Annotated in this window: 18 protein-coding genes; 11 read left to right on the top strand and 7 right to left on the bottom strand. The window is 60.4% G+C overall.

The genetic code is table 11. From position 1 onward, the window contains the following. Positions 1–2: 2 nt before the first annotated feature. Positions 3–836 (top strand): phosphodiesterase, encoded by an 834-nt coding sequence (locus V476_RS08710; RefSeq protein WP_004415694.1) that lies wholly within the window; start codon positions 3–5, stop codon positions 834–836. A gap of 268 nt (positions 837–1,104) precedes the next feature. Here V476_RS08710 and V476_RS08705 read toward each other — a convergent pair whose 3' ends face one another. From V476_RS08705 to V476_RS08695, 3 genes are all read right to left on the bottom strand, one after another. Further along, complete coding sequence (locus tag V476_RS08705) at positions 1,105–3,021, bottom strand: PhoX family protein (protein WP_024961464.1); 1,917 nt, start codon at positions 3,019–3,021, stop codon at positions 1,105–1,107. Positions 3,022–3,102: 81 nt separating this feature from the next. Further along, positions 3,103–3,867: a TOBE domain-containing protein gene (locus tag V476_RS08700; protein ID WP_024961465.1), complete on the bottom strand. Its 765-nt coding sequence runs from the start codon at positions 3,865–3,867 to the stop codon at positions 3,103–3,105. 139 nt (positions 3,868–4,006) lie between these two features. After that, positions 4,007–4,741, bottom strand: coding sequence for a ComFC family protein (locus V476_RS08695; RefSeq protein WP_016569167.1), 735 nt, complete (start codon positions 4,739–4,741; stop codon positions 4,007–4,009). A 90-nt stretch (positions 4,742–4,831) separates the two neighbouring features. Between V476_RS08695 and bioB the strand changes: the two genes are divergently transcribed. The 10 genes from bioB (at position 4,832) to V476_RS08640 (ending at position 16,498) form a co-directional block, all read left to right on the top strand. Next, complete coding sequence (gene bioB / locus V476_RS08690; protein WP_003316190.1) at positions 4,832–5,890, top strand: biotin synthase BioB; 1,059 nt, start codon at positions 4,832–4,834, stop codon at positions 5,888–5,890. A 64-nt stretch (positions 5,891–5,954) separates the two neighbouring features. Continuing rightward, entirely contained in the window at positions 5,955–7,145 is a 1,191-nt protein-coding gene (bioF, locus tag V476_RS08685) for an 8-amino-7-oxononanoate synthase (RefSeq protein ID WP_024961466.1), read from the top strand. After that, entirely contained in the window at positions 7,138–7,869 is a 732-nt protein-coding gene (locus V476_RS08680) for an alpha/beta fold hydrolase (RefSeq protein ID WP_024961467.1), read from the top strand. The genes bioF and V476_RS08680 overlap by 8 nt, the downstream gene beginning before the upstream one ends. Then, positions 7,862–8,671 carry a malonyl-ACP O-methyltransferase BioC gene (bioC, locus tag V476_RS08675; protein ID WP_024961468.1) on the top strand — a complete coding sequence of 270 codons (810 nt, stop codon included), beginning with the start codon at positions 7,862–7,864 and terminating at the stop codon, positions 8,669–8,671. Before V476_RS08680 ends, bioC begins: the two co-directional genes overlap by 8 nt. A gap of 25 nt (positions 8,672–8,696) precedes the next feature. Next, entirely contained in the window at positions 8,697–9,377 is a 681-nt protein-coding gene (gene bioD / locus V476_RS08670; protein WP_024693541.1) for a dethiobiotin synthase, read from the top strand. A 152-nt stretch (positions 9,378–9,529) separates the two neighbouring features. After that, entirely contained in the window at positions 9,530–9,826 is a 297-nt protein-coding gene (locus V476_RS08665) for a hypothetical protein (protein ID WP_003316196.1), read from the top strand. Between the two features lie 333 nt (positions 9,827–10,159). Next, entirely contained in the window at positions 10,160–11,965 is a 1,806-nt protein-coding gene (locus V476_RS08660) for a phenylacyl-CoA dehydrogenase (RefSeq protein ID WP_024961469.1), read from the top strand. 721 nt (positions 11,966–12,686) lie between these two features. Then, entirely contained in the window at positions 12,687–13,985 is a 1,299-nt protein-coding gene (locus V476_RS08650; protein WP_003422647.1) for a GGDEF domain-containing protein, read from the top strand. A 169-nt stretch (positions 13,986–14,154) separates the two neighbouring features. Further along, complete coding sequence (locus V476_RS08645) at positions 14,155–15,933, top strand: acyl-CoA dehydrogenase C-terminal domain-containing protein (protein WP_003422649.1); 1,779 nt, start codon at positions 14,155–14,157, stop codon at positions 15,931–15,933. A gap of 403 nt (positions 15,934–16,336) precedes the next feature. Further along, on the top strand, positions 16,337–16,498 hold the full coding sequence (locus tag V476_RS08640; RefSeq protein ID WP_002555565.1) for a YqaE/Pmp3 family membrane protein: 162 nt from the start codon (positions 16,337–16,339) through the stop codon (positions 16,496–16,498). Between the two features lie 55 nt (positions 16,499–16,553). Here V476_RS08640 and V476_RS08635 read toward each other — a convergent pair whose 3' ends face one another. From V476_RS08635 to pqqC, 4 genes are read right to left on the bottom strand one after another with little or no spacing between them, the layout of a single operon-like run. Further along, positions 16,554–18,380, bottom strand: a complete 1,827-nt coding sequence (locus V476_RS08635) for a S9 family peptidase (RefSeq protein ID WP_024961470.1) — start codon at positions 18,378–18,380, stop codon at positions 16,554–16,556. Next, positions 18,343–19,512, bottom strand: a complete 1,170-nt coding sequence (pqqE, locus tag V476_RS08630) for a pyrroloquinoline quinone biosynthesis protein PqqE (protein WP_024961471.1) — start codon at positions 19,510–19,512, stop codon at positions 18,343–18,345. Before pqqE ends, V476_RS08635 begins: the two co-directional genes overlap by 38 nt. Then, entirely contained in the window at positions 19,505–19,789 is a 285-nt protein-coding gene (gene pqqD / locus V476_RS08625; protein WP_024961472.1) for a pyrroloquinoline quinone biosynthesis peptide chaperone PqqD, read from the bottom strand. Before pqqD ends, pqqE begins: the two co-directional genes overlap by 8 nt. After that, positions 19,786–20,541, bottom strand: a complete 756-nt coding sequence (pqqC, locus tag V476_RS08620; protein WP_024961473.1) for a pyrroloquinoline-quinone synthase PqqC — start codon at positions 20,539–20,541, stop codon at positions 19,786–19,788. The genes pqqD and pqqC overlap by 4 nt, the downstream gene beginning before the upstream one ends. Between the last annotated feature and the right edge of the window lies 1 nt (position 20,542).

The raw sequence follows: 20,542 nt of genomic DNA, 5'->3' as shown, positions 1-20,542 counted from the left end.
TTTTGAATCGTTCGTTTCTCATTGCTCAGATCAGTGACCTGCACCTCAAAGCCGACGGCCGCCTGACTTATGGCGTGGTCGACACTCTGAGTGCGTTGCGCCGCGCTGTCGCGCACATCAATGCCAGCAAGCAGCGCCCCGACATCGTGGTGATCAGCGGTGACCTGGTGGACTTCGGTCGCGAAGACGAATACGCCGTACTCAAGCCAGAGCTGGAACGTCTGCAGATGCCGTTTTATCTGGTGCCCGGCAATCATGACGATCGGCACAACCTGCTGGCTGCGTTTGCCGAGCAGGTGTACCTGCCGTTGTCGGCCAGCGGACCTCTGGACTGGGTGGTGGAGAAATACCCGGTGCGCCTGATCGGCATGGACACGACCATTCCCGGCGAGCATGGCGGGCAACTGGATTACTGTCAGCTGGACTGGTTGCACGCGCAGCTGTCCCGTCGTCCTTACGTGCCGACCGTGATCGTCATGCACCATCCGCCGTTCATTACCGGCATAGGGCACATGGACCGCGAACCCTTCGGCAACGCGTCGGCGCTTGAGCGCGTGATCGCCCAGCATCCGCAAGTGGAGCGTTTGCTGTGCGGACATTTGCATCGACCGATGCAACGACGTTTCGGAGGCAGCCTGGCAAGCATCTGTCCTGGCACCTCACATCAGATTGTCCTCGACCTCGACGAAGCCGCGCCTGCGCATTTCAATCTGGAACCGGCAGGCTACGTGCTGCACCGCTGGCATTCGGAGCAGGGGTTTGTCAGCCATAACGCCGTGTTCGGCGACTATGAAGGGCCGTACCCGTTCTACGATGTGAACGGGTTGATTGATTAATTGATTACTCATCGCTCCCACGCTCTGCGCCCGGCGTGATACTCGAGTCTTGATGAGCCCGGAAAGCGGGGCTCGACGCGCAGTATCAGGCGGAGTAAAGATCCTTGTGGGAGTGAGCTTGCTCACGAAGACGGTGTTTCAGTCGATGCATTTTCGACGATCATACAGCCCTCTTCGCGAACAAGTTCGCTCCCACGGCCTCCGGCCAGAATCAATAGCAGACCTTTATATAACGATGAGCGATCTGCGTCCTTTTCCTGATTGCCGATCAGGCGCCGATAACGCCGCCATCTTCCCGGGTGATGACCATCACCGATGAGCGCGGTTTGCCGTTGGGCAAATGCTCGGGGAAGGTAGAGCCGCCGTTCTCACCAGGATGCTGGATGCCGATAAACATCGTCCGGTAGTCAGGCGCAAAGCTGATACCGGTGATTTCGCAACCGACCGGGCCGACCAGGAAGCGACGAATCTCGCCGCTGGCAGGGTCGGCACAGAGCATCTGGTTGTTGCCCATGCCAGCGAAGTCGCCCTTGTTGCTGGAATCGCCATCGGTCTGAATCCACAGGCGACCGGCCTGATCGAAACTCAGGCCGTCCGGACTGTTGAACATGTTCTGCGCGTTGATATTGCTCGACCCGGCTTGTGGGGTGCCAGCATGCACAGTCGGGTTACCCGCGACCACGAACAGGTCCCATTCGAACTCCATCGCCGAGGGGTTACTGCCTTCTTCACGCCAGCGCAGGATCTGACCGTACTGATTCTTGGCACGAGGATTCGGCCCGCCAACCGGCTGACCTTCATCGCCGCGCTTGATGTTGTTGGTCAGGGTGCAATACACCTGGCCATCCTTGGGGCTGACCACGATCCATTCCGGGCGGTCCATGCGCGTGGCCTTGACCACGCTGGCCGCCAGGCGCGCATGAATCAACACTTCGGCCTGATTGTTGAAACCGGCAGCGGCATCCAGGCCGTTCTTGCCGTGGGTCAGCTCAACCCACTGGCCTTTGCCTTTCGGATGGTCGGGGTTGTTGTCGCCAGCGTCGAATTGCGCCACGTACAGCGTGCCATGATCGAGCAGGTCGCGATTGGCTTTCGGGTTCTGGTGATCGATTTTGTCACGGCTGATGAACTTGTAGATGAATTCGCCACGCTCGTCGTCGCCCATGTACACCACGGCGCGACCGCCCTTGGTTTGGGTGAACGCCGCATTCTCATGCTTGAAGCGGCCGAGCGCGGTGCGCTTGACCGGCGTCGATTTGGGATCGAATGGATCGATCTCGACCACCCAGCCATGCCGGTTGATCTCGTTGGGGTTCTTCGCCACGTCGAAGCGCGGGTCGTGCGGGTGCCAGTTGATCTCCTTGCTGGCGGCGACAACGCCATAGCGCTTCATGCCCGCATCGAATTTCTGCTCCGCATTGCTGCTGCCGAAGCAGTCAGTGAAGTTCTCCTCGCACGTCAGGTACGTGCCCCACGGTGTTTGCCCGCTGGAGCAGTTCTGGAAAGTCCCGAGCGCATGCGTGCCGGTCTTGTCGGCCTCGGTCTTGAGCCAATCGTGACCGGCTGCCGGGCCACTCAGGTCGATCGGCGTGTTGCCGTGCACGCGACGGTTGTATGGCGAGTCCTGCACGAACTGCCATTTGCCGTTTTTCTGCTGGACTTCGATGACCGACACGCCTTCGGCTGCCAGCGCCTTTTGCACTTCTTCAGCCGATTGCGGCTCTTTGCCGTGATCAAAGAGGTAGCGGTAATTGGTGTACTCGTTGTTGATCGCCATCAGCGCGCGGTCTTTGTGACCTGGCATCGGGAACAGGCACATGCCGTCGTTGTTGTCGCCGAACTGCACTTCCTGGGCCTTGGCGGTGCCTTTGCCGATCGGGTCGAATGCCGGGCCGCCGGCCTGCAACGGCTGGCCCCAACTGATCAGTACCGAGGATGTGTAACCTGCCGGCAGGTTGATGCTGTCGGCGGTGGCAGCAGGAATGCTCTGAAAGCCGAGCAATGTGCCAGACGCCGCGCTGACGCTGTCCGCCAGGACGGTGCGGCTGAGCAGGTTGCCGCCCAGAAACATCGCTGCGCCACACAGGGCACCGGCGCTGATGAAACCGCGGCGGGTGAGGCCGACCTTGTCTGCGCCGACCATGTTTTCCAGATCGGTGGTTTGGTTTTCTTCTAATAGTTTCATCATCACGGCTCCCTCGAATATGGCAGCCACCTTAGTGCGCGCATATGACGAAAATGTGTCGCGGTGATGACCTGCCAGCGCTTACAACGGTATACCCAGCAACACCAGTGAAGCTGCGAATCTTGCCTGCACCGTGGCGCCGGTTTTCAGCTGCTGTGCATGCAGGTGCTCAGGTGTCGCCAGGGCGCACAGCGTCTGGCCGCCGGGCAGTGTGATGCGTACTTCGCTTGGGCCATCTTCAGCGTCGGTCACGCTGTCGATTCGGCCGATCAGGCAATTGTTTCCATTTGTTTCTTTGCTGTTGTCTGCATGCAGTTCCAGCCAGCCGGCCTTGATCAGTGCAACCACCTCCGTGCCGTTTTCCAGCTCCATACGCAGGGTGCTGTCATGGGTGACCTGCGCTTCGATAAACACCTCGTCAGCCAGTTGCAGGCGAACCTGATCGTTGTGCCCCTGACGGGTGATGCTGACGATCCGCCCCAGCAGCTGGTTGCGCGCGCTGGTGCGCAGGGTCAGGCGATTGAGCAAGTCCAGATCGCTGCTGTCTTCGGCGGCTTCCAGCACCTGGGCCTGCAATGCCTGGACGCGCTGATAGAGACGCAGCACTCGCTGGCCCTCGACCGACAACTTCGCGCCGCCACCGCCGCGCCCGCCGACACTGCGCTCTACCAGCGGTTTTTGCGCCAGATTGTTCAGCTCGTCGATGGCGTCCCAGGCCGCTTTGTAACTCAGCCCTGCGCTTTTCGCCGCACGGGTGATCGAGCCCTGTTCGGCAATATGCTGCAACAGCGCAATGCGTTGCGGGCGGCGGACCATGTGTTGCGTCAGCAAGGTGGGTAGGGACATGGTCATCCAGAGCGGTCGAGTGGGAGAGGGCAGTATGATCGCTCACGTGCATGACGTCGAAAACCGGACGCGGAGCGTCCCGAAAGGCATTACCACGCTGGAGCGTGGGAGCGATATTAAAGCAGGCGCGCAGGGGCCATTAGTCACCCGGCTTTGGCGTTCGTGCCAGGCAATACACGTCGACCCGCCGCGCACCGGCGTTGCTCAATAGACGTGCAATGACGTCGGCTGTCGAGCCCGTGGTGAGCACGTCATCGACCAGCGCCAGATGCCTGCCTTGTACCCAATCGGGATCAATCAGAGTGAAGGCGCCGCGCAGGTTGCGTTTGCGGGCTTTGGCGTCCAGGCCCTGTTGTGCGGTTGTTTCCCGGCTGCGCAATACGTGCTCTTCGTCGACGGGGAGTTGCAGCTGTTTACCCAGCCAGCCGGCCAGCATTGCCGCCTGGTTGTAGCCGCGCTGGCGTAAGCGTTTGATGGCCAGCGGCACCGGAATGAGGCAGTCGGGACGTGGCAGGTCTTCCTCGAAACGGTGCTGCAGATAGTGCGCGCACAGTTCCGCCAGCAGTCGTCCCATGGGCCATTTACCGTTATGTTTGAAGCGGGTGATCAAGCCGTCGACCGGGAAATCGTACAGCCAGGGCGCGATGACCTGAGTAAAGCCAGGCGGTTGCTTGCAGCATTGCGCGCAGCTCATGCCTGAACGGGGTAACGGCAGGGCACAGCACACACAGGCGTTGCCCAGCCACGGCAGCTCTGCTTCGCACGGCACGCAGATAGGCGTGGGCACCTCACTGCGTTCATCACATAACAAACAAGATTGTTTGTTTTTTAACCAGATGTAAACCTCGTGCGGGTAGTTGGGTTGACAGCGCATGGCTCTTCCTTAAATATGCCCGACATCCGTGTAGCGCCTGGGGTCTTTCCCGCCCTCGCGCATTGCCCAGAAACACCAAGGAGCCGCCCGATGAGCGCCAGCACCACCGCCACTTTGCGTCACGACTGGACTTTAGCCGAGGTCAGGGCGCTGTTCGTACAGCCATTCAATGACCTGCTGTTTCAGGCGCAAACGGTGCACCGCGCTCATTTCGACGCCAACCGCGTGCAAGTCTCCACGCTGCTGTCGATCAAGACTGGCGCCTGCCCGGAAGACTGCAAGTACTGTCCGCAGTCCGGCCACTACAACACCGGTCTTGAGAAAGAAAAACTGCTGGAAGTGCAGAAGGTGCTTGAAGAAGCCGCGCGTGCCAAGGCCATTGGTTCGACCCGCTTCTGCATGGGCGCAGCCTGGAAGCACCCCTCCGCCAAGGATATGCCTTACGTGCTGGAGATGGTCAAAGGCGTGAAAGCCATGGGCATGGAAACCTGCATGACCCTGGGCCGCCTCGATCAGGAACAGACCGAAGCGCTGGCCACTGCCGGGCTGGATTACTACAACCATAACCTCGACACCTCGCCGGAGTTCTACGGCAGCATCATCACCACCCGTACCTACGCCGAACGCCTGCAAACCCTGGCGTACGTGCGCGATGCGGGGATGAAGATCTGCTCCGGTGGCATTCTGGGCATGGGCGAGTCCCTCGATGACCGCGCAGGTCTGCTGATTCAACTGGCCAACCTGCCAGAGCACCCGGAGTCGGTGCCGATCAACATGTTGGTCAAGGTCGCCGGCACGCCGCTGGAAAACGCCGAAGATGTCGACCCGTTCGATTTCATTCGCATGCTCGCCGTGGCACGGATTCTCATGCCGAAATCCCACGTGCGCCTGTCCGCCGGTCGCGAAGCGATGAACGAGCAAATGCAGGCACTGGCGTTTTTCGCCGGGGCCAACTCGATTTTCTACGGCGACAAGCTGCTGACCACCGCCAACCCGCAAGCCGACAAGGACATGCTGCTGTTCTCGCGTCTGGGCATCAAGCCCGAAGCGGGCGAAGGGCATGCCGACGAAGTGCACCAGGCCGCTATCGAACAGGCGCTGGTCGAACAGCAAAGCAGCTCGATGTTCTACGACGCCGCCTCTGCCTGATTCGTTGCACGGGCCGGACTGTTCCGGCCCGTTTTGAATTGTCATTTTCCGGACCGGGGCCTGCATGTCTTTCGATCTCCGCACGCGCCTCGATGCCCGTCGCGCCGCCCACCTCTATCGTCAGCGTCCGCTGCTGCAAAGTCCGCAAGGGCCGCAGGTCATCGTCGACGGCCAGCCTTTGCTGGCGTTCTGCAACAACGATTACATGGGGCTGGCCAATCATCCCGAGGTGATCGCTGCCTGGCAGGCGGGTGCCGAGCGCTGGGGCGTGGGCGGCGGGGCTTCGCATCTGGTGATCGGCCACAGCGCGCCACACCACGAACTGGAAGAAGCGCTGGCCGAGCTGACCGGCCGTCCGCGCGCACTGTTGTTCTCCAATGGCTACATGGCCAACCTCGGCGCGGTGACGGCGTTGGTCGGACAGGGCGATACGGTGCTGGAAGACCGTCTCAACCACGCCTCGCTGCTGGATGCCGGTCTGCTCAGCGGCGCACGGTTTTCGCGCTATCTGCACAACGATGTGAGCAGCCTGGAAGCCCGCCTGGAAAAATCCGTGGGCGATACCCTGGTGGTGACCGACGGGGTGTTCAGCATGGACGGCGACATCGCCGATCTGCCCGCGCTGGCCCGGGCGACGAGGGCCAAAGGGGCCTGGCTGATGGTGGATGATGCCCACGGCTTCGGCCCTTTGGGTGCCAACGGCGCCGGTATCATCGAGCATTTTGGCCTGAGCATGGATGACGTGCCCGTGCTGGTCGGCACCCTGGGCAAGTCGTTCGGCACTTCCGGGGCGTTCGTGGCCGGCAGTGAAGAACTGATCGAAACCCTGATCCAGTTCGCCCGGCCTTACATTTACACCACCAGCCAGCCCCCCGCGCTGGCCTGCGCCACCTTGAAAAGCCTGCAGCTGCTGCGTACCGAGCATTGGCGTCGCGAGCATCTGACCCGGCTGATCCAGCAGTTTCGGCGCGGTGCCGAGCAGATCGGGCTGCAACTGATGGACAGCTTTACCCCGATCCAGCCGATCATGATCGGTGATGCCGGTCGCGCCTTGCGCCTCTCGCAATTGCTTCGCGAGCGCGGCCTGCTGGTCACCGCCATTCGCCCGCCCACCGTGCCTGCGGGCAGCGCGCGACTTCGTGTGACGTTGTCTGCCGCGCACAGCGAAGCCGACGTGCAGCTATTATTGAACGCTCTGGAGCAGTGCTACCCGCTGCTGGATGCCAGCCACTCCTCGGAGCCTGTTCATGCGTGATCGTCTGATTCTGTTGCCAGGCTGGGGCCTTGGCGTTTCGCCGCTGGAGCCGCTTGCCGCTGCGTTGCGCGGGCTGGATGAGCACCTGCGGGTTGAAGTCGAGCCATTGCCGGATATCGACAGCTGCGATTTGCCAGACTGGCTCGACGAACTGGACACCAACCTGCCAGACGACGCCTGGCTGGGCGGCTGGTCATTGGGTGGCATGCTCGCGGCTGAACTGGCAGCGCGTCGCGGCGACCGTTGCTGCGGGTTGCTGACGCTGGCCAGTAACGCCTGCTTCGTCACCCAGGGGGCGTGGCCGAATGCGATGCCCGCGCAGGATTTCGAGGCGTTTCTGGCTGGCTGTGCCGATGATCCGGACCTGACCCTCAAGCGCTTCAGCCTGTTATGCACGCAAGGCGCAGAGGACCCGCGCGGTCTGGCGCGGCTGCTCAAGGCCAGCGCACCGCACCTGTCGAAAACGGCGTTGATCGACGGCCTGAAAATACTCCGGCAACTCGACACCCGCAGTGCGCTGCAAACCTATCGTGGCCCGCAACTGCACCTGTTCGCCGGGCTGGATGCCTTCGTGCCCGCCGAGGCCGCAGGTGATCTGCTGGCCTTGTTGCCGGATGTCGAAGTGGGTTTGATCGAGCAGGCCAGTCATGCATTCCTGCTGGAAAACCCTCATGGGGTGGCGGCCGCGATCCACGCCTTTCTGCACGAGCTGGACGATGACTGATCTTTCAATCCCCAAACCACCTTCTGCCTTGCCTGACAAACGTCAGGTCGCCGCATCGTTTTCCCGCGCGGCAGACAGCTATGACAGCGTTGCCGAACTGCAGCGCAACGTCGGTAATGAGCTGCTGGCGCGTTTGCCTGCGCAATGCAAGCCGTCCCGCTGGCTGGATCTGGGCAGCGGCACCGGCTATTTCAGCCGGGCGCTGGCGCAGACGTTCACTGGCAGCGAAGGTATTGCACTGGATATCGCCGAAGGCATGTTGCGTCATGCCCGACCCTTGGGTGGCGCACAGCACTTCATTGCGGGTGACGCCGAGCACCTGCCGCTGCGTGACCAGAGCTGCGGGCTGATTTTCTCCAGCCTCGCGGTGCAGTGGTGCGCCGATTTCGCCTCCGTACTCAGTGAAGCTCAGCGCGTATTGCAGCCAGGCGGCGTATTCGCCTTTGCCAGCCTGTGTGTCGGTACGTTGTACGAGCTGCGCTACAGTTGGCAGGCTGTGGACGGCCGGGTGCATGTGAACCGTTTTCGTCATGAGGACGACTATCGCCAGCTGTGCGCGGCGAGCGGCTTGCAAGTACGCAGCCTCGATGTTTGCCCGCAGGTTCTGCATTACCCGGATGTGCGCAGCCTGACGCACGAGTTGAAGGCGCTCGGTGCGCACAATCTCAACCCCGGACGGCCAAATGGCCTGACCGGGCGCGAGCGGATCATGGGCATGGTTAAGGCCTATGAAGGCTTCCGCCAGGACGCCGGACTGCCCGCCACCTATCAAGTGCTGTACGCGGTGCTTGAAAAAAACTGATGGACTGACAGGAAAGACTGCTGAGATGACTGCCGCCTACTTCATCACCGGAACCGATACCGACGCTGGCAAGACCACGGTGGCTGCCGGTTTGCTGCATGCCGCCCGTTCGTCCGGCCTGAGCACGGCGGCCGGCAAGCCCGTTGCGTCCGGTTGTTTTGTCACGCCACACGGGCTGCGCAACCCGGATGCCCTGGCGTTGCTGGCCGAGTGTTCTGTCGAGCTGGATTACGCTGAAGTCAATCCGCTGGCCTTCGAGCCGGCCATCGCTCCGCACCTGGCAGCACGCGAAGCTGGCGTCGCGTTGACGGTCGACTCGGTGCTGCACCCCATGCGGCATATGCTCGCCAGACAGGCCGACTTCACCCTGATCGAAGGGGCGGGCGGTTGGCGCGTGCCGCTGTCCGGACAGAGCACGCTGTCCGATCTGGCCATTGCTCTGGATCTGCCGGTGATTCTGGTGGTGGGCGTGCGCCTGGGCTGTATCAATCATGCGGTGCTGACTGCTGAAGCCATTGCCCGTGACGGTTTACGGCTGGCAGGCTGGGTGGCCAACATCGTGGATGCCGACACCTCGCGGCTTGAAGAAAACCTCGCCACGCTGGTGGAGCGTCTGCCTGCACCTTGTCTTGGGCAGGTGCCGCGCTTGAACGAGGCAAGTGCCGAAAATGTGGCGCAGTATCTCGATTTAAAGGTACTGAGCTGACAGCGCCGCTATGTCGCTGACCGGTAAGACAGTTTCGGATTTTCAAGAGTCAGTCTATCGTGCGGCCTAGTGCCATTAGTCTGTTTGTCGAGTATTTCCGGGCAAATGCTGCTTCAATGGGCGTGTTCGTTTTTTGAACTGAGGATCGGCTTATGCAAATCACCATGAACAACACCCTCTACCCAGGCCTTAGCGCAATGCAGGTCGGGCAAAGTCGTGTGGATCAGGCGGCCACCCAGATTGCCAGCTCCAATATCGAAGTGTCGGGCAGAAGCCAGTCTTCTGACTTTCAGCTCGAGAACCTGCGCTCTGTTGATCGCAGCCAGCGTTCCGACTTGCCGTCCAACATCGTCGAACTCGAGGCTGGAAAGGATCAGTTTGCAGCCGGACTGGCTGCGCAGAAAGCCAGCAATGAAATGCTCGGCACGCTGATCGATACCTACGCCTGATTTTCGCGTCAAATCCCGCCGTGCCATCCGCGCACGGCGTTGCTTCCTGAATTTCTCCGCATCATTGTCCTGTATCTCACCTGCACCCGGTTTCGCCCTCCACTAGACTTTTGCTTACGCTTCTCTCGCCCCCGCACGACGTACGCCTGCGTGGCTTATGCATGGGCCGTGGACGAATGGTGCGTGCTTCGCTATTGACAAGGTTTGGGCGTAAACGTATGTTTCAAACACCTGTTTGACCGCGAGGCATACGAGATTGTCTGGCGCTTGAGGGTATCTCTCCAGCGACCGCCCGGTCATTCGTTCCAGGATTCATCAGCAGAGGTTATCGCTATGCCTGACTACAAGGCCCCCTTGCGTGATATTCGTTTTGTTCGTGATGAACTGCTCGGCTATGAAGCGCACTATCAGAGTCTGCCAGCCTGTCATGACGCCACTCCGGACATGGTCGACGCCATTCTGGAAGAGGGTGCCAAGTTCTGTGAGCAGGTGCTGGCTCCACTGAACCGCGTGGGCGATACCGAGGGTTGCACCTGGAGCGAGTCGGGCGTGAAGACGCCGACCGGCTTCAAACAGGCTTACAAACAGTTCGTCGAAGGCGGCTGGCCGAGTCTGGCGCATGACGTCGCGCACGGCGGTCAGGGGCTGCCCGAGTCGCTGGGCCTGGCGGTCAGCGAGATGATCGGCGAAGCCAACTGGTCGTGGGGCATGTACCCGGGCCTGTCGCATGGCGCGATGAACACGATCTCCGAGCACGGCACGCCCGAGCAGCAGGACGCGTACCTGACCAAGCTGGTATCCGGCGAATGGACCGGCACCATGTGCCTGACCGAGTCGCATTGCGGCACCGACCTGGGCATGCTGCGTACCCGCGCAGAGCCTCAGGCTGACGGGACCTATAAGGTTACCGGCACCAAGATCTTCATTTCTGCTGGCGAACACGACATGGCCGATAACATCGTCCACATCGTGCTGGCCCGCCTGCCGGACGCACCGGCTGGCACCAAAGGCATTTCGCTGTTCATCGTGCCCAAGTTCCTCTCGGCTGCCGATGGCGGCATCGGTGAGCGTAACGCGGTGAATTGTGGCTCCATCGAGCACAAGATGGGCATTCACGGCAATGCCACCTGTGTGATGAACTTCGACGGCGCTACCGGCTACCTGATCGGCCCGGCCAACAAGGGCCTGAACTGCATGTTCACGTTCATGAACACCGCGCGTCTGGGCACGGCACTGCAAGGTCTGGCGCACGCCGAAGTCGCCTTTCAGGGTGGTCTGCAATATGCCCGTGACCGTCTGCAAATGCGTTCGCTGACCGGTCCCAAGGCACCGGAAAAAGCCGCTGACCCGATCATCGTTCACCCTGATGTGCGTCGCATGCTGCTGACCATGAAGGCGTTCGCCGAAGGCACACGTGCCATGGTGTACTTCACGGCCAAACAGGTCGACATCGTCAAGTACAGCGAAGACCCGGAGCAAAAGAAAGCCGCTGACGCATTGCTGGCGTTCATGACCCCGATCGCCAAGGCGTTCATGACGGAGGTGGGCTTCGAAGCTGCCAACCACGGCGTGCAGGTTTACGGCGGCCACGGCTTCATTGCCGAGTGGGGCATGGAGCAGAACGTTCGCGACAGCCGGATTTCGATGCTGTACGAAGGCACTACCGGTATCCAGGCGCTCGACCTGCTGGGCCGCAAGGTGCTGATGACCCAGGGCGAAGCGCTCAAGGGCTTCACCAAGATCGTTCACAAGTTCTGCCAGAGCAACGAAGGCAACGAAGTTGTGCAGGAGTTTGTGACGCCACTGGCTGCGCTGAACAAGGAGTGGGGCGACCTGACCTTGAAAGTGGGCATGGCGGCGATGAAGGATCGCGAAGAAGTGGGTGCTGCATCGGTGGATTACATCATGTTCTCCGGCTATGCCTGCCTGGCGTATTTCTGGGCCGACATGGCGCGTGTTGCGGCCGAGAAGCTGGCGGCCGGTGCGTCGGACGAGGCGTTCTATCGCGCCAAGATCCAGACCGCGCGTTTTTACTTCCAGCGCATCCTGCCGCGTACTCGTACCCACGTGGCGGCCATTCTGTCGGGTGCTGCCAACCTGATGGACATGAAAGAAGAAGACTTCGGCCTGGCTTACTAAGCTTCGCTGGCGTCATGAAAACCGCCTGATCGCTGATCAGGCGGTTTTTTTATGGGTGCGTTTTAGCGCATGGCTGTATTCGAATTCCCGGCGAGACCTGAGAAGGCGCTCAGGCCCCGCGCATAGTCACGATGTTCTCCAGGACACCTCTCGTTCCTCACGCACGCGTGGGAATGCAGTTCGTGACGCTCTGCGTCATACGGCGGTTCTGCGATGTCAGTGATGTTTGTTTCTGGCTTGAGCTTCCTTTTCGCCCCTCGGCGACCTACTTTGATGGGGACAAAGTAGGCAAAGCCCGCAGCTCCGTTTCCGGCCCGACTTCGTCGGGTTCCTTCGCCCTGTCACTGATCCGGGGGTCGCCGCAACGGGCCCTCCATGGCCCGGTGCGGCTAGCCTGGCGTCCTGCCAGGCTACCCCCGGATCAGCGCCAGGACTCAGCCGTCACTTACGTCGCAATTTGCGTCGTCAGTAACATCGCGATAAAAAAGCGCTTTTAGGTGCAGTGATGACAGGCAAAGCATGACGTTGCAGCACGACGCGGAGCGTTACCCAATGCATGCCAACGCATGGGCGCTAGACGCCCGCAATAAACATTTCCCACTTCCTGCCGTTACAGAAATTAAGTTGTTTGTTGATCCTGCCGATGCATTGTTTGCTGGGGAGGGGCACAATGCCATCAGCCCAGCCAGTCATCCAGATGCCGGGTAGGAGATAACCCCTTTTGTTGCGTCCATCAGCTGCACGCTTGAGTCATTTTCTGCCTTCACTGGGTTTGCTGGTGGCGGGGCTCGCGGCTGCGTACGTAAAAGACCTGAACGTCTTCTTCACTTCGTTGTTCAATGTGCTTCCGACCCTGGTTCTGCTGTTGGGCGGGGCGTACTGCTTTGTTTATCGACGTCAGCGCGAGCTGTTTCTGATGCTCACGGTGTATATCGCCTACTACCTGCTAGACACTCAGACCGATTACTACCGTGACCATGGCAAGGTCCGCGAAGATGCGGCGGTGATCTTTCACTTGGTCTGCCTGCTGCTGCCGGTGCTGTTCGGGCTGTATGCGGCATGGGAGGAACGAACCCATCTGTTCCAGGACATGGTCGCGCGGCTCGCGGTGCTTGTAGCGCTGGGAGGCGTGGCGGTGGGACTGGAGCAAAGTTATCCGGTCGAGCTGCAAGTCTGGCTGGCGGACATCCGCTGGCCTGCCCTGCATGGCGCATGGATGAGCCTGATTCAACTTTCTTATGCGATGTTTCTGGTGTCCTTCGCGGTGCTGATCTGGCAATACCTGGAAAAACCGCGACCGCTGCATGCGGCGCAGATTGTCGGCCTGCTGGGTTTGTTCTGGGCATTGCCGAAAACCTTTATCCTGCCGTTCACGCTGAACATCCTCTGCAGTCAGGTGATGCTGATGATTGCTGCTGCGGTCGCTCACGAGGCCTATCAGATGGCCTTCCGTGACGAGCTCACCGGGTTACCTGGGCGTCGGGCGCTCAATGAGCGCATGCAGCGTCTGGGTCGCAACTATGTGCTGGCGATGAGTGACGTGGATCACTTCAAGAAATTCAACGATACCCACGGCCACGATGTGGGCGATCAGGTGCTGCGTCTGGTGGCCAGCAAGCTGTCGAAAATCACCAATGGTGGCGGCAAGGCCTATCGCTACGGTGGTGAAGAGTTCGCCATCGTGTTCGCTGCCAAGAGTATCGATGAGTGCATGCCGCACCTGGAAGCCATCCGCGAGACCATCGCCAGCTACGAGATTCAGCTGCGCAACAAGAACGATCGTCCCCAGGACGATCAGCAAGGCCGGCAGCGTCGCAGTGGCGCGCAGGCTGGCAGCGTGTCGGTGACGGTGAGTATCGGCGTTGCCGAACGCCAGCCGGAGCATCGCACGCCTGAAGAAGTGCTCAAGAGCGCCGACCAGGCGCTGTATGCGGCCAAGGGTGCCGGGCGCAATTGTGTGGTGGCTTACGGGCAGTTGAACCGACGCGGCGCTGTGCGCACAACTGAAGCCGCAACCTGATCAAACCCTGGCACTTCCCGTGACCTGTTATGACTATTCAGTCATGACACGACCCTATGTCTCTGAAATGTTGTTCGGTTAGACTCGTGGAACTCGACTGCTGATCTGCGTCGCTGGATGTATCGATCGGCTTCCCAAAGCATTTCGATCCGTGTTCACGAGGTTTGCCATGGCTGACTATAAAGCGCCACTGCGCGATATGCGCTTCGTCCTCAATGAAGTCTTCGAGGTGTCCAAGCTCTGGGCTCAACTGCCCGAGCTGGCCGAAACCGTCGACGCTGAAACGGTCGAAGCCATTCTCGAAGAAGCCGGTAAAGTGACCAGCAAGACCATTGCGCCGCTGAGCCGCAACGGTGACGAGGAGGGCTGCCACTGGAAGGACACCGTCGTCACCACACCTGCAGGTTTTCCCGAGGCCTATAAGATCTACGCCGAAGGCGGCTGGGTCGGTGTGGGCGGTAACCCCGAATTTGGCGGCATGGGCATGCCCAAGGTGGTGTCGGCTCAGGTCGAAGAGATGCTCAACTCTGCCAGCCTGGCGTTCGGTCTGTACGCGATGCTCACCTCCGGCGCCTGCGTGTCGATAGACACCCACGCGACCGAAGCGCTCAAGACCAAATTTCTGCCCAATATGTATTCAGGCGTCTGGGCCGGGTCGATGTGCCTGACCGAGGCTCACGCCGGTACGGATCTGGGCATCATTCGCACCCGCGCCGAACCCCAGGCGGACGGCGCTTACCAGATCACCGGCAGCAAGATTTTCATCACCGGTGGCGAACACGACCTGACCGAAAACATCATCCATCTGGTGCTGGCCAAGTTACCGGATGCACCGCCCGGCCCGAAAGGCATCTCGTTGTTTCTGGTGCCCAAGTTCATGGTTGGCGACGACGGCAGCATCGGCGAGCGCAACACCGTCAGTTGTGGCTCGATCGAGCACAAGATGGGCATCCAGGCGTCGGCGACGTGCGTGATGAACTTCGATGCCGCCACCGGTTACCTGATCGGTGAGCCGAACAAGGGCCTGGCGGCGATGTTCACGATGATGAACTACGAGCGCCTCGGCGTGGGTATCCAAGGGCTTGCGTCTGGCGTGCGTTCTTATCAGGCCGCCGTTGAGTATGCGCAGGACCGTCTGCAGAGCCGTGCCCCGACCGGTGCGCAGAACAAGGACAAAGCCGCTGACCCGATCATCGTCCACCCTGACGTGCGTCGCATGCTGTTGACCATGAAAGCCTTCAACGAAGGCGGCCGGGCCTTTTCCAGCTATGTCGCTCTGCAACTGGATATTGCCAAGTTCAGCGAAGACGATACCGCGCGCAAGCGTGCCGATGATCTGGCCGCGCTGCTGACACCGGTCTCCAAGGCGTTCCTGAGTGATATCGGTCTGGAAACCACCATCCATGGCCAGCAGGTATTCGGCGGCCATGGCTACATCCGCGAGTGGGGCCAGGAACAACTGGTGCGTGACGTGCGTATCACGCAGATCTACGAAGGCACCAACGGCATTCAGGCGCTGGACTTGGTCGGGCGCAAGATCGTCGGTTCGAATGGCGCGCTCTATCAGTTGTTCTCCGATGAAGTCCGCCAGTTCATCAACGGCTCAAGCAACGCGCTCAGCGAGTTCACTCAGCCGCTGAGCAAAGCCTTGAACATGCTCGATGAACTGACCGGCTGGGTGCTGGATCGCTCGCGCAACAACCCCAATGAAATTGGCGCAGCCTCTGTGGAATATCTGCATCTGTTCGGTTACACGGCGTATGCCTACATGTGGGCCATGATGGCCAAGGCAGCACTGGGTAAAGAGCAGCAGGAGGAGTTCTACGCAAGCAAACTGGGGACCGCACGCTTCTACTTCGCACGTCTGCTGCCGCGTATTCACTCGCTGGATGCCTCGGTGCGCGCGGGCAGCGAGTCGCTGTACCTGTTGAAGGCGTCACAATTCTGACCCGGAAAAGTCTTGTAAGCATTTGCTTACACTACGTGACGCCAATTGGCCTCTTCCCAAGAAAGGGATCCAAAGTTAATCTTTGCTCATGGACGTAGCGCAGGAAGCGCAACAAGACATAACAGGGACACGTAGGGAAGCCTGCCAGGATGGCGGGGTGAAAGGGAAATCAGGGAAACAGTCTGGAAAGCCCCGCTTCGGCGGGGTTTTCTTTGTTTGCGTTTTGACGATTCTGTTTTCTTTCCGCTCGCAGCACACGCTGCTGTGTCCGCATTGCAACGCTTGTCCTGAGCCCCTCCCGCTAAAGAATAATGGCGCGGTGCCAGAGCCGGTTGAACCCTCACCGCCGGCCAGGGTCGATTAGCTGTATGGCCAATCAGAGCCAATCAATCAGGAGCTTTTCATGGACATCATTCGTATCATTTTCGCCATTCTGCTGCCTCCGGTAGGCGTGTTCATGCAAGTAGGCTTTGCTGGCGCTTTTTGGCTGAATATCCTGCTGACCCTGCTGGGTTATATCCCGGGCATCATCCACGCGATCTACATCATCGTTTCGCGTAAGTAATACCTCGTCGCACTCGCTGATCGTTCCCTGATGCGGGAACGATCACACGGCCTGATCAGGCATCCAGCACATCCCTATAGAAACGCCATTCCTTCTCCAGCGCATCTGCCAGGTTATTTGCCTTGCGGAACCCATGATGCTCGTCCGCATAGAAGTGCGCTTCGGTCTTGATACCGTTGTCCTGCAAGGCCTTGAGCATGGACCGGGTCTGTTCCGGAACCACCACGGCATCCAGTTCGCCCTGAAAGAAAATGACCGGCACGCTGATGCTGTCGGCGTGCAGCAGGGGCGTACGAGCCTGATAGCGCTCTATGTCCTTGTCGGGATCGCCGATCAACCAGTCCAGATAATCACCCTCGAACTTATGGGTCGCCCTGGCCAGTGCCACCGGGTCGCTGACCCCGTACAGACTGGCACCTGCGCGGAATACGTCGTGGAAGGCCAGCGCGCAGAGCGTGGTGTAGCCACCTGCACTGCCGCCGCGAATAAAAGCCTGTCGTTCGTCAATCAGGCCGCGCTCGGCCAGATGTTTCACGACTGCACAGGCGTCTTCGACATCCGCCACGCCCCAGGTGAGGTGCAGGCCTTGCCGGTACACGCGACCGTAGCCGCTGCTGCCGCGATAATTGAGGTCTGCGACGGCGAAGCCTCGGTGTGTCCAGTACTGAATGCGCGGGTCCAGCACCGGGTAGCAGGCAGATGTCGGGCCACCATGGATGAACACCACCAGCGGCGGTTTTTCTGCGCCGGTCATGGCCGGATAGAAGTAGCCATAAGCCTCGGCCCCGCCACTGGGGTAACGCAACGTCTGAGGACGGCTGATCTGGTCGGCCGGCAGCGGCGACCCGCCTCCGGCAAGTACGTGAACACTGGCGTCGTGGCGAGAAATGGCCAGTACCGCAGAGGTGCGTATGGCCGAGGCCGCAATGCAATAGACGAACTCTTCATCAATGGCGAGGCTGCGAAAGCGACTGTAGCCTGCGCTGAAATCCTCGACGCTGCCGTCGGCCTGGCACAGCCCCAGAACACTTGAACCGTCTGCAAACCAGCTCGCCAGGTAACCATCGTTGATCGGCAGCCAGGTGCAGCTGCCCATTTGCCAAGGCGCTGACGCATGATCCGCCGGACGGGCGGGAAGTGGCGCAAACCCGGAAGGCGATTCGCCCCACGGCTGCCAGTAACCTGCACGATCAGTCAGGCAATACAGACGCCCATGGGCATCGAAGCGCGGTTGTTGCAGAGACTCTTGCGCACCGTCACCTGCGATGCACTGCGCAGTGGCCCAACTGCCGTTGTCCTGTTTCGTCGCACACATCAAGCGAGTGCTGGTCCACGGCTGATGCGGGCGCTGCCATTCGATCCAGGCCAAGCGTCCGCCGTCGGCACTGACAATCGGCGATGAGTAGAAATCAGCGCCTTCGGCCAGCAACTGGCGCTTGCCGTCAGCCAGCCCGATAGCCACCAGTCGATGCGTGTTGCGGTCCTCTTCAACGGCCAGAATCTGGCCGCCGCTGAAGAACACGCCGCCGTAGCGCTTGTCGCCCTCGGTCAGCGCCACCGGCTCGCTGGCGTCCAGTGCCTGTCGATACAGTTGCTGGTCGCGCTCATTGACGAACACGACGGCGTCGTCGGCGAGGCAGAACGAACCACCGCCATACTCATACACCCGGCTGCGTACGCTGAAGCCTTGTGGCGTCAGGCAGCGCTTGCTGTTGGCGTACCAGTGCCAGATGCGGCTGGCGCCGTCTTCGGGGCGGTATTCGTTCCAGAACAGGCCCGCCGAGCTGACATCCAGTTCGGCGAAGTCAACGCCTGCCGCGACCGCTTGGGCGGCGCTCAGGCGTTCAGGAGGATTTTGCGATGAGTCGTGAGTTTCGGTCATTGCGAAAGGCCAGCTCTTCAATGGTTTGAGTAGCGGTTTCGGACTCGTCACGAGCCTGAGTGATGATCCCGTGGTGATAGGATTTGCTGCACACCGGGTCGGCATTGGCGGCGTCGCCGGTCAGCATGAAGGCCTGGCAGCGACAGCCGCCGAAGTCCTTTTCCTTCTCGTCACACGAACGGCACGGCTCGGGCATCCAGTCGTAACCGCGAAAGCGATTGAAGCCGAACGAGTCATACCAGATGTGCTGCATGCTGTGATCGCGCACATTGGGGAACTGGATCGGCATCTGCCGCGCCCCGTGGCAGGGCAGCGCCGTGCCATCCGGTGTCACGGTCAGGAAGATATTGCCCCAGCCGTTCATACAGGCTTTGGGACGCTCTTCGTAATAATCAGGAGTGACGAAAATCAGTTTGCATGGATGATTCTCTGCCTCTAGCCGGACGCGGTATTCGTTGGTGACGGCTTCGGCGCGGACCAGTTGATCTTTGGTCGGCAGCAGGCCGAGGCGATTCAGGTGCGCCCAGCCATAGAACTGACAGGTCGCCAGTTCGACGAAGTCCGCTTCCAGCGCGAGACACAGCTCGATGATCTTGTCGATGCGATCAATGTTGTGCCGGTGGGTGACGAAGTTCAGCACCATCGGGTAGCCGTGCTTTTTAACCGCCTTGGCCATCTCCAGCTTCTGCGCGAAGGCTTTTTTCGAGCCGGCGAGCATGTTGTTGACCTGCTCGTCGCTGGCCTGAAAGCTGATCTGGATGTGGTCCAGGCCTGCTTCCTTGAAGGCGATGATCTTCTCTTCGGTAAGGCCGATGCCCGAGGTGATCAGGTTGGTGTAGAAGCCCAGACGCCGCGCCTCGGCGATCAGTTCGGCGAGGTCCTGGCGTACCAGCGGCTCGCCGCCGGAAAAGCCGATCTGCGCCGCACCCATTTCCCGCGCTTCCTGCATGACCTTGAACCACTGCTCGGTGCTCAGCTCCTGGCCCTGTTTGGCAAAATCCAGGGGGTTTGAGCAATACGGGCACTGCAGCGGGCAGCGATAGGTCAGCTCGGCGAGCAGCCACAGTGGCAGGCCGACCTCGGGAGTGGGCGGTATGTACGGGGTGTTAGTGACGGGTGCTATGTCAGACAAGATCGATCCAGTTTTTCTTTTTGGCGCCTTCCATGAACTCGTCGACGTCCATGCCCAGTTCGGGAACATTGGGGAACTGCTGATGAAGCTCGTGAATGATGGCGGCGATGCTGCGCTTGCCATCGATCAACCCGCCAATCAGGGCCGCGCTGTCATTGAGTTTGATCATGCCCTCAGGGTAAAGCACCACATGAGCCTTTTGCGCAGGCTCGTACTGGAAGCGATAGCCCTGATGCCATTTGGGTGTCAACGCTCGGAACTGCGGATCGTGCTTCATAGCGTAATCCCCTTATGCCAGACCCTTTGGTCTGTGACGCTGTGATACGGCGGGCGGTTCAGCTCATAGGCCATGGACATCGCATCGAGCATGCTCCACAGGATATCGAGTTTGAACTGCAGGATTTCCAGCATACGCTGCTGACCTTCGTACGTAGTGTAGTGCTGTAACGTGATGGCGAGGCCGTGCTCTACATCGCGTCGGGCCTGACCCAGGCGAGTGCGGAAATATTCGTAGCCGACCGGATCGATCCACGGGTAGTGCTGCGGCCAGCTGTCCAGACGCGACTGGTGGATCTGCGGTGCGAACAGTTCGGTCAGCGAGCTGCTGGCGGCTTCCTGCCAATTGGCGCGGCGGGCGAAGTTCACGTAGGCGTCGACGGCAAACCGCACGCCTGGCAGCACCAGTTCCTGCGAGCGCAGCTGGTCCGGGTCCAGTCCCACGGCCTGGCCCAGGCGCAGCCAGGCTTCGATGCCGCCGTCTTCGCCGGGCGCACCGTCATGATCGAGCAGGCGCTGAATCCACTCGCGACGGATCTCGCGATCCGGGCAGTTGGCCAGAATCGCCGCGTCCTTGAGTGGAATGTTCACTTGATAGTAGAAACGGTTGGCGACCCAGCCCTGAATCTGCTCGCGGGTCGCTCGGCCCTCGTACATCGCCACATGGAACGGGTGATAGATGTGGTAATAGGTACCCTTGGCGCGCAAGGCCTGTTCGAATTCGGCGGGGGACAGCGCAGTCGCGTCGCTCATG

Source organism: Pseudomonas syringae KCTC 12500 (assembly GCF_000507185.2).
Lineage (GTDB): Bacteria > Pseudomonadota > Gammaproteobacteria > Pseudomonadales > Pseudomonadaceae > Aquipseudomonas > Aquipseudomonas syringae.
This window is presented reverse-complemented; position numbering and strand designations above follow the sequence as displayed.